The organism is Curtobacterium sp. B18 (assembly GCF_000333375.1).
Lineage (GTDB): Bacteria > Actinomycetota > Actinomycetes > Actinomycetales > Microbacteriaceae > Curtobacterium.
Map to the genome: position 1 here is coordinate 1 of NZ_BACZ01000683.1, position 6001 is coordinate 6001.

Here is a 6001-nt window from a genome sequence, read left to right on the forward strand (position 1 = left end):
TCCTGCTCACCAACGTCGCGCTCGCGGTGCCGATCGTCACGTCACGCGGGGTCACACGGCACGCCCGGGATCGGACGAACCTGGGAATCGTTGACCTCAACCTTGGTTGAGGTCATACGTTGGGACGTGGTCGCGCAGCCGCGGCCATCCCCAGCGAAGGAACGACGACGACTCCCATGCCCGACGAAGCCCCGGCGACCATCGCGGACGCCTACAAGGCCGCCTTCCGTGGACACCCTGCCGGTGTCGCCGTCATCACCGCCGAAGGCCCCGACGGCCCGACGGGCCTCACCGCGTCGAGTGTCGCGAGCGTCGCGATCGACCCGCCGGTCCTCGTGTTCTCGCTGTCCACCAACTCCGGGTCGGTGCTTCGCGTACTCCTCGTTGAAGGCGGCGAAGTCGCGGTCGGAGTGCTCGAGGTGCACGGTCGACTTCACGACGTCGTCGAGGGTGGCACCGTGCTCGGCCAGGACGGCGGCGACGTTCGCGAGCACCTGGGCGGTCTGGCCGGCCACGTCGTCGGCGATCGCGCCGGTCGCCGGGTCCTGCGGGCCGAAGCCGGCGGTGTAGATGAAGCCGTTCGCGATGATGCCCTGGCTGTAGGGGCCGGCGGGCTTCGGCGCGGCGTCGGTCACGATGGCGGTCTTGTTCGGCACGGTGCTCCTCGGTGTCGATCGGGATCGTTCGGACGTCGCCCCGACGGACCGGCCGCGCCGTCGCGGCCGGAGGACGACGCGACCAGGCTAGGCGAGCGCCCCGCGCCGCACCCGACCCACCACCGGACGCGTTCCGATCTGCACAACGCGAGTCGCGCCTCCCGGGCACGCCGTGAGGAACACCCAAGCATCGTCCGTCTACGCTCGTACCGTGCCCTCTGCCCTGCCCGAACGCCGCGGAGCGCCGCGGTGAGTCGACTGGACGGGACCCTGACGGAGTCGATCGCGAGCGGACGCCGCCGGGTCGTCGACCTCGCGACCGCGCTGCCAGCGTGGGCCGCGGTGCTCCTGGTCTGGACCGGAGGCCGCATCGTCTCGACGTTCTGGCTGGCCCTCGCCTACCCGCTCATCGGTCGCGCGCTGCCCGAGAACGCGATCTGGGGCAACGGCCACGGCTTCCTCAACTTCCTGACCGCGTGGGACGGGCAGTACTACGAGCAGATCTCGGTGCACGGGTACCCGACGAGCCTGCCGCTCGACGCCGCCGGCAACGTCGCACAGAACGCATGGGCCTTCCTGCCGGCGTTCCCCTTCACGATCCGGATGCTGACCGCGTCGACGGGGGTGCCGTTCGACGTCGGCGCCCCCGTGATCGCGCTGCTCGCCGGGCTCCTCGCCACGTACCTGCTGCACCGTCTCGTCCGCGACCGCGCGGGGTCGTCCGCGGCGATGTGGGCGGTGTTCTTCTTCACGTGCGGGCCGCTGTCGTTCCTGCTGCAGGTCGGCTACGCCGAGAGCATGTTCCTGGCGCTCGTCTTCGGGGCGCTGATCGCCCTGGAGCGTCGGCGGTACGGGCTGCTCACGGTCCTCGGCGTCGTCGCGTCGTTCACCCGGCCCGGGGCCCTCGCGATCCCGCTCGTCCTCGGGGTCGTCGCGCTGGTGCGGTGGATCCGTGCCCGGCGGACCGAGGGGCTCCGCTCGCTCGACGTCTTCCCCGTGGCGGAGCGGGTCCAGGTCGTCGCCGCCGGCCTCGTGATGGCGCTGGCCGGGTTCGCGTGGCCGGTCATCGCCGCGCACGTGACCGGGTCGCCGAACGCCTACCTCGAGACCGAGATGTCCTGGTGGGTGAACTTCATCGGCCGGGTGGACTTCCTGCCGCTCACGCCGTGGTTCCTGATCGCCGGCCGGTGGCTGGGCGTCGGCGGCATCCTCATCGTGGTGTTCCTGCTCGTGTCCTACCCGGTCTGGCTGCTCCGTCGGTCGACCCGTCGCCTCGGGTTCACGACCGTGGTGTTCTCGGCCGCGTACGCGCTCTACATCTTCGCGGTGTCGCTCCCGATGGCGTCGACCCCCCGGCTGCTCATGCCGCTCGCGCCGCTGTTCGGATCGCCGGAGCTCGTGGCGAAGCCGCGGATGCGGTGGACCCTCGTGGTGTGCGCGGTGCTCGGGCAGCCGGTGCTCGTCGCCGTCCTCTGGCTGCTCGGCCCGCCCTGACGCGGCACACCCGCCCCCGCGGTGTGCGGGGCCGGGTGTGTGCGGTCGGACGAGGTCCGGCGGGCCGGTGTCCGGCGAGCCGGTGCCGGGCGGGCCGGGGTCTGGCGGGCCGGGGTCCGGCGAGCCTGGGTCCGTTGCGTCGGTCGCCCGACTAGAGCTCGACCGTCCCGTGGTCGCCGGTGTCAGGCTGGCTCTGCTTGCCGATCGCGGCCTTGAGCGTCTGGACGAGGCTGCCGACCGGGCCGGTGTCCTGCGTCCAGTACTCGACCGAGTCGCCCTCGACGGTGAGGAGTCGGATCGAGGGGTCCTGACGGCCCTCCGGGAACCAGGCCTCGGCGAACGGGGACCACAGCTCGTCGATGACGGTGTCGTCCTGGGTGACCGTGGCCGTGCCGGCGATGGACAGGTACCCGCCCTGCGACTCGATCGCCACGTTGACGTGCGGGTTGCGGGCGATGTCCTCGACCTTCTCGCTCCCGTCCTGCACGAGGAACCGGAGGGTGCCGTGGAACGCCTTGTCCTGCACGGCGAGGGGCCGGGCGTGGAGTCCGCCGTCCTCGCTCACGGTCGTCAGCAGTGCCGTTCGGGCTCCGTGGACGATGTCCGAGATGGCTGCGCGCTGGTCTGCCTCTGTGTCGGTCATGGTGCTCCTCTCGCGTCGTGCGCCCCGTTGTGCTCGACGTTCGGCCGGCCCTCGGGCGCTGTCCGTTCCGGCCAGTCTGCTCTGCGACGCTGAGCGCGTCCGGCGGACAGGGCTGCGGAGCCGTGCGGGCGCTGTCGCGTGCGGGAGTGTGCGACAACACCGATGTCGTACGACCTCGACGATGTCGCCGCCGCGCGCGTGCAACTGTTGCTCCCGCAAGGAGCGACTTCGCCGATGTCGTACGACGGCGACGATGTCGCCGCCGCGCGCGTGCAACTGTTGCTCCCGCAAGGAGCGACTTCGCGGACGTCGTACGACAGCGACGATGTCGTTCCGGGTCGCCCCGCCCGCCCGGAGGCCCCGGCGTCAGACGGGCTCGCGGATCGTGGTCTCGACGTCGACGACCTGCGGGATGCGCGGCATCGACGCGAACCCGAACGCCACCGGCGGGTCGAGCGGCGCGAGCTCCCCGAGGGGCTCCCCCGCCCAGGTCCCCCGCACGCCCGTGACGTCGTGCGCCCCGGTCACGCCGTAGTACTCGCGCCGCCCGTTGCCCGCCGAGCCCGCGGTGCCCGATCCGGGCGCGACGAGCCGCGCGACCGGGTCGATCGCGGCGAGCCACCGGGGGTCACGGGCGACCGGCTTCGGGACGATGCGCAGGATGCGCCCGAGCGGCGAGATGCCACCGACGTCGATCGAGGCCTCGAGGGCACCGGCGGCGAGCTCGAGGCCCCTCGCGGTCCGACGTGCCGAGACGTCGACGACCGAGACGGTGTCGAAGCGGTAGGTGCCGGAGACGTAGGCGGCCACGATCTCGTCGGGCGCGAGCAGCACCGACGAGCCGTCGGGGAGCTCGAGGAAGACGTCCGTGAAGGCACCGAACGGCGAGCGTTCCCAGATGCCGACCACGATGCGGACCCCGGAGGTCGTCCCGACGCCCATGATCCGACCACGGAACCGACGTTCGAGGGCAGCGGGGCGTGACGTCATGCCCTGGACCGTACCCGGCGACCCCGTGAGGGGCGCGGATGCGGCGAGCCGCGCCTCCCGGCCACCGCAGACGCAGCCGAGCGCACCACCGGAGCACGGCCGGCGGCACCGCCGACCCGAGGCCGGCGACGCCGCGCGCTACGCGACCGGAACCGGCTCCGCGAGCAGCTCCCGCACCCGCGGCGCGACCTGCGTGCCGTACAGCTCGATCGACCGCATCATGTCGTCGTGCGGCAGGCGACCCGTCGCGTACCGCATGTCGAACCGCGAGACGCCGAGGATCCGCATGTTCCGCGCGATCTTCCGGGAGACCGTCTCCGGCGACCCGACGTAGAGCGAGCCCCCGGCCGAGAGCCCGGCCCGGTAGCCGGCGACGTCGAGGGGCGGCCAGCCGCGCTCCCGGCCGAGCTGGTCGGTGACGGCCTTGTGGTAGGGCCAGTAGCGCTCGGCGGCCTCCTCGTCGGTGGCGGCGATGAACCCGGGCGAGTGCATGGCGATCGGCTGCTGCGGCAGGTCGAGCTGCGCGAGCGCCTGGCGGTAGAGGCGCGAGAACGGGGCGAACTGCGCGGGCTGCCCACCGATGATCGCGAGGAACAGCGGCAGGCCGTACGACGCCGCACGGATGACGGACTGCGGGGAGCCGCCCACGCCGACCCAGGTCGGGATGGGGCCGTGCTCGAGCTTCGGGAAGACGTCCTGGTCGGTGAGCGATGCGCGCTTCGTGCCGGACCACGTGACCTTGTCGCCGCCGCGCAGGGCGGCCCAGAGCTGGAGCTTCTCCTCGAAGAGGACCTCGTAGTCACGCAGCTCGTAGCCGAACAGCGGGAAGGACTCGGTGAAGGAGCCGCGGCCGAGGATGACCTCGGCACGGCCGTCCGAGATCGCGTCGACGGTGGCGAAGCGCTCGTAGACCCGGACCGGGTCGTCGCTCGACAGCACCGTCACGGCCGAGCCGAGCCGGATCGTGCGGGTCGACGCGGCGATCGCGGCGAGGACGACCTCGGGCGCGCTCACGATGAAGTCGGCGCGGTGGTGCTCGCCCACGCCGATGAAGTCGATGCCGACCTGGTCGGCGAGGACGGCCTGCGCGACGACGTCGCGGATGCTCTGCGCGTCGGACTTGACGCTGCCGTCGGGGAGTTCGGTGACGTCGCCGAACGTGTCGAGGCCGAGCTGCACGGGGCCGATCCGCTCGGGTGCGGGCGGCGGCACGTCCGAGGGGCGGTCGGTGCCGAATGCGTTGCTCATGCTGTCCTCCTGATCACGACCGGCCTGGGCGGCCGGCGATGGACCGCGACCGACCGGTGGTGACCGGCTGGTCGGCATTTCCATGCGTTTGTATGAATCTACCACGCGCGCACCGGATCCGCACCTCCCGGCGAGTACGGTCGCGGGCATGCCCCAGATCCCCGACCAGACCGGCCGCCGCATTGTCGTCACCGGCGCGAACAGCGGAACCGGCAAGGAGACCGCCACGCGCCTCGCCGCAGCCGGGGCCTCGGTCGTCCTGGCCGTCCGCTCGACGGAGAAGGGTGACCGTGCCGCGGCCGACATCCGCGCCGCACACCCCGGCGCCGACGTCGAGGTGCGCGAGCTCGACCTCGCCGACCTCGCGAGCGTCCGACGCTTCGCCGCGGGCATCGTGGCGGACGAGCGGGCCCTCGACGTCCTCGTGAACAACGCCGGCGTGATGGCCCCGCCGAAGCGGTTCGAGACGGTGGACGGCTTCGAGCTGCAGTTCGGCACGAACTTCCTCGGCCCGTTCGCCCTGACGAACCTGCTGCTGCCCTCGATGCTCCGGTCCCCCGACGCCCGTGTCGCGACGATGTCGAGCCTCGCCGCGATCCCCGGCCGGATCCGGTTCGACGACCTGCAGTGGGAGCGCGGGTACAACGGCTGGCGTGCCTACTCGCAGTCGAAGCTCGCCGACCTGCTGCTGGCGCTGCACCTGCACCGGATCTCGGTCGAGCTGGACTGGCCGCTCGTGAGCACCGCCGCGCACCCCGGGTACACCCGGACGAACCTGCAGTCGGCCGGTCGGTCACTCGGCCGGTCGAAGCCCGTCCGGTCCAGCGACCGCGCGCTGCCCTTCACGCAGGGCGTCGAGCAGGGCTCCGAACCGCTGCTGTACGCCGCGGTCGGGCCGAACGCGGTCGGCGGCGCCTACTACGGACCGTCCGGTCCCTTCGGCCTGGTCGGCCCGACGACCACCGCGTCG

At 72.4% G+C, this 6001-nt stretch carries 5 protein-coding genes and 2 pseudogenes; 3 read left to right on the forward strand and 4 right to left on the reverse strand.

The genetic code is table 11. The annotated features are described in order from the left end of the window. Window positions 1–176: 176 nt before the first annotated feature. Window positions 177–347 (forward strand): annotated as a pseudogene (locus I5E_RS27140) (flavin reductase); the annotation flags it as partial. A gap of 30 nt (window positions 348–377) precedes the next feature. On the opposite strand, the pseudogene I5E_RS27145 reads toward I5E_RS27140, so the two are convergent. Beyond that, window positions 378–656 (reverse strand): annotated as a pseudogene (locus tag I5E_RS27145) (RidA family protein); the annotation flags it as partial. Window positions 657–905: 249 nt separating this feature from the next. On the opposite strand from I5E_RS27145, the gene I5E_RS25765 reads away from it, so the two are divergent. Next, window positions 906–2150, forward strand: a complete 1245-nt coding sequence (locus tag I5E_RS25765) for a hypothetical protein (protein WP_022908276.1) — start codon at window positions 906–908, stop codon at window positions 2148–2150. 151 nt (window positions 2151–2301) lie between these two features. Here I5E_RS25765 and I5E_RS18355 read toward each other — a convergent pair whose 3' ends face one another. The 3 genes from I5E_RS18355 to I5E_RS18365 form a co-directional block, all read right to left on the reverse strand. After that, window positions 2302–2793, reverse strand: coding sequence for a pyridoxamine 5'-phosphate oxidase family protein (locus I5E_RS18355; protein WP_022908277.1), 492 nt, complete (start codon window positions 2791–2793; stop codon window positions 2302–2304). 366 nt (window positions 2794–3159) lie between these two features. Continuing rightward, window positions 3160–3783 carry a hypothetical protein gene (locus I5E_RS18360; protein WP_022908278.1) on the reverse strand — a complete coding sequence of 208 codons (624 nt, stop codon included), beginning with the start codon at window positions 3781–3783 and terminating at the stop codon, window positions 3160–3162. A 138-nt stretch (window positions 3784–3921) separates the two neighbouring features. Next, entirely contained in the window at window positions 3922–5031 is a 1110-nt protein-coding gene (locus I5E_RS18365) for an LLM class flavin-dependent oxidoreductase (protein WP_022908279.1), read from the reverse strand. A gap of 148 nt (window positions 5032–5179) precedes the next feature. On the opposite strand from I5E_RS18365, the gene I5E_RS18370 reads away from it, so the two are divergent. Beyond that, window positions 5180–6001, forward strand: an 822-nt coding sequence (locus I5E_RS18370) for an SDR family oxidoreductase (RefSeq protein WP_022908280.1), incomplete at its 3' end; no start/stop codon positions are given.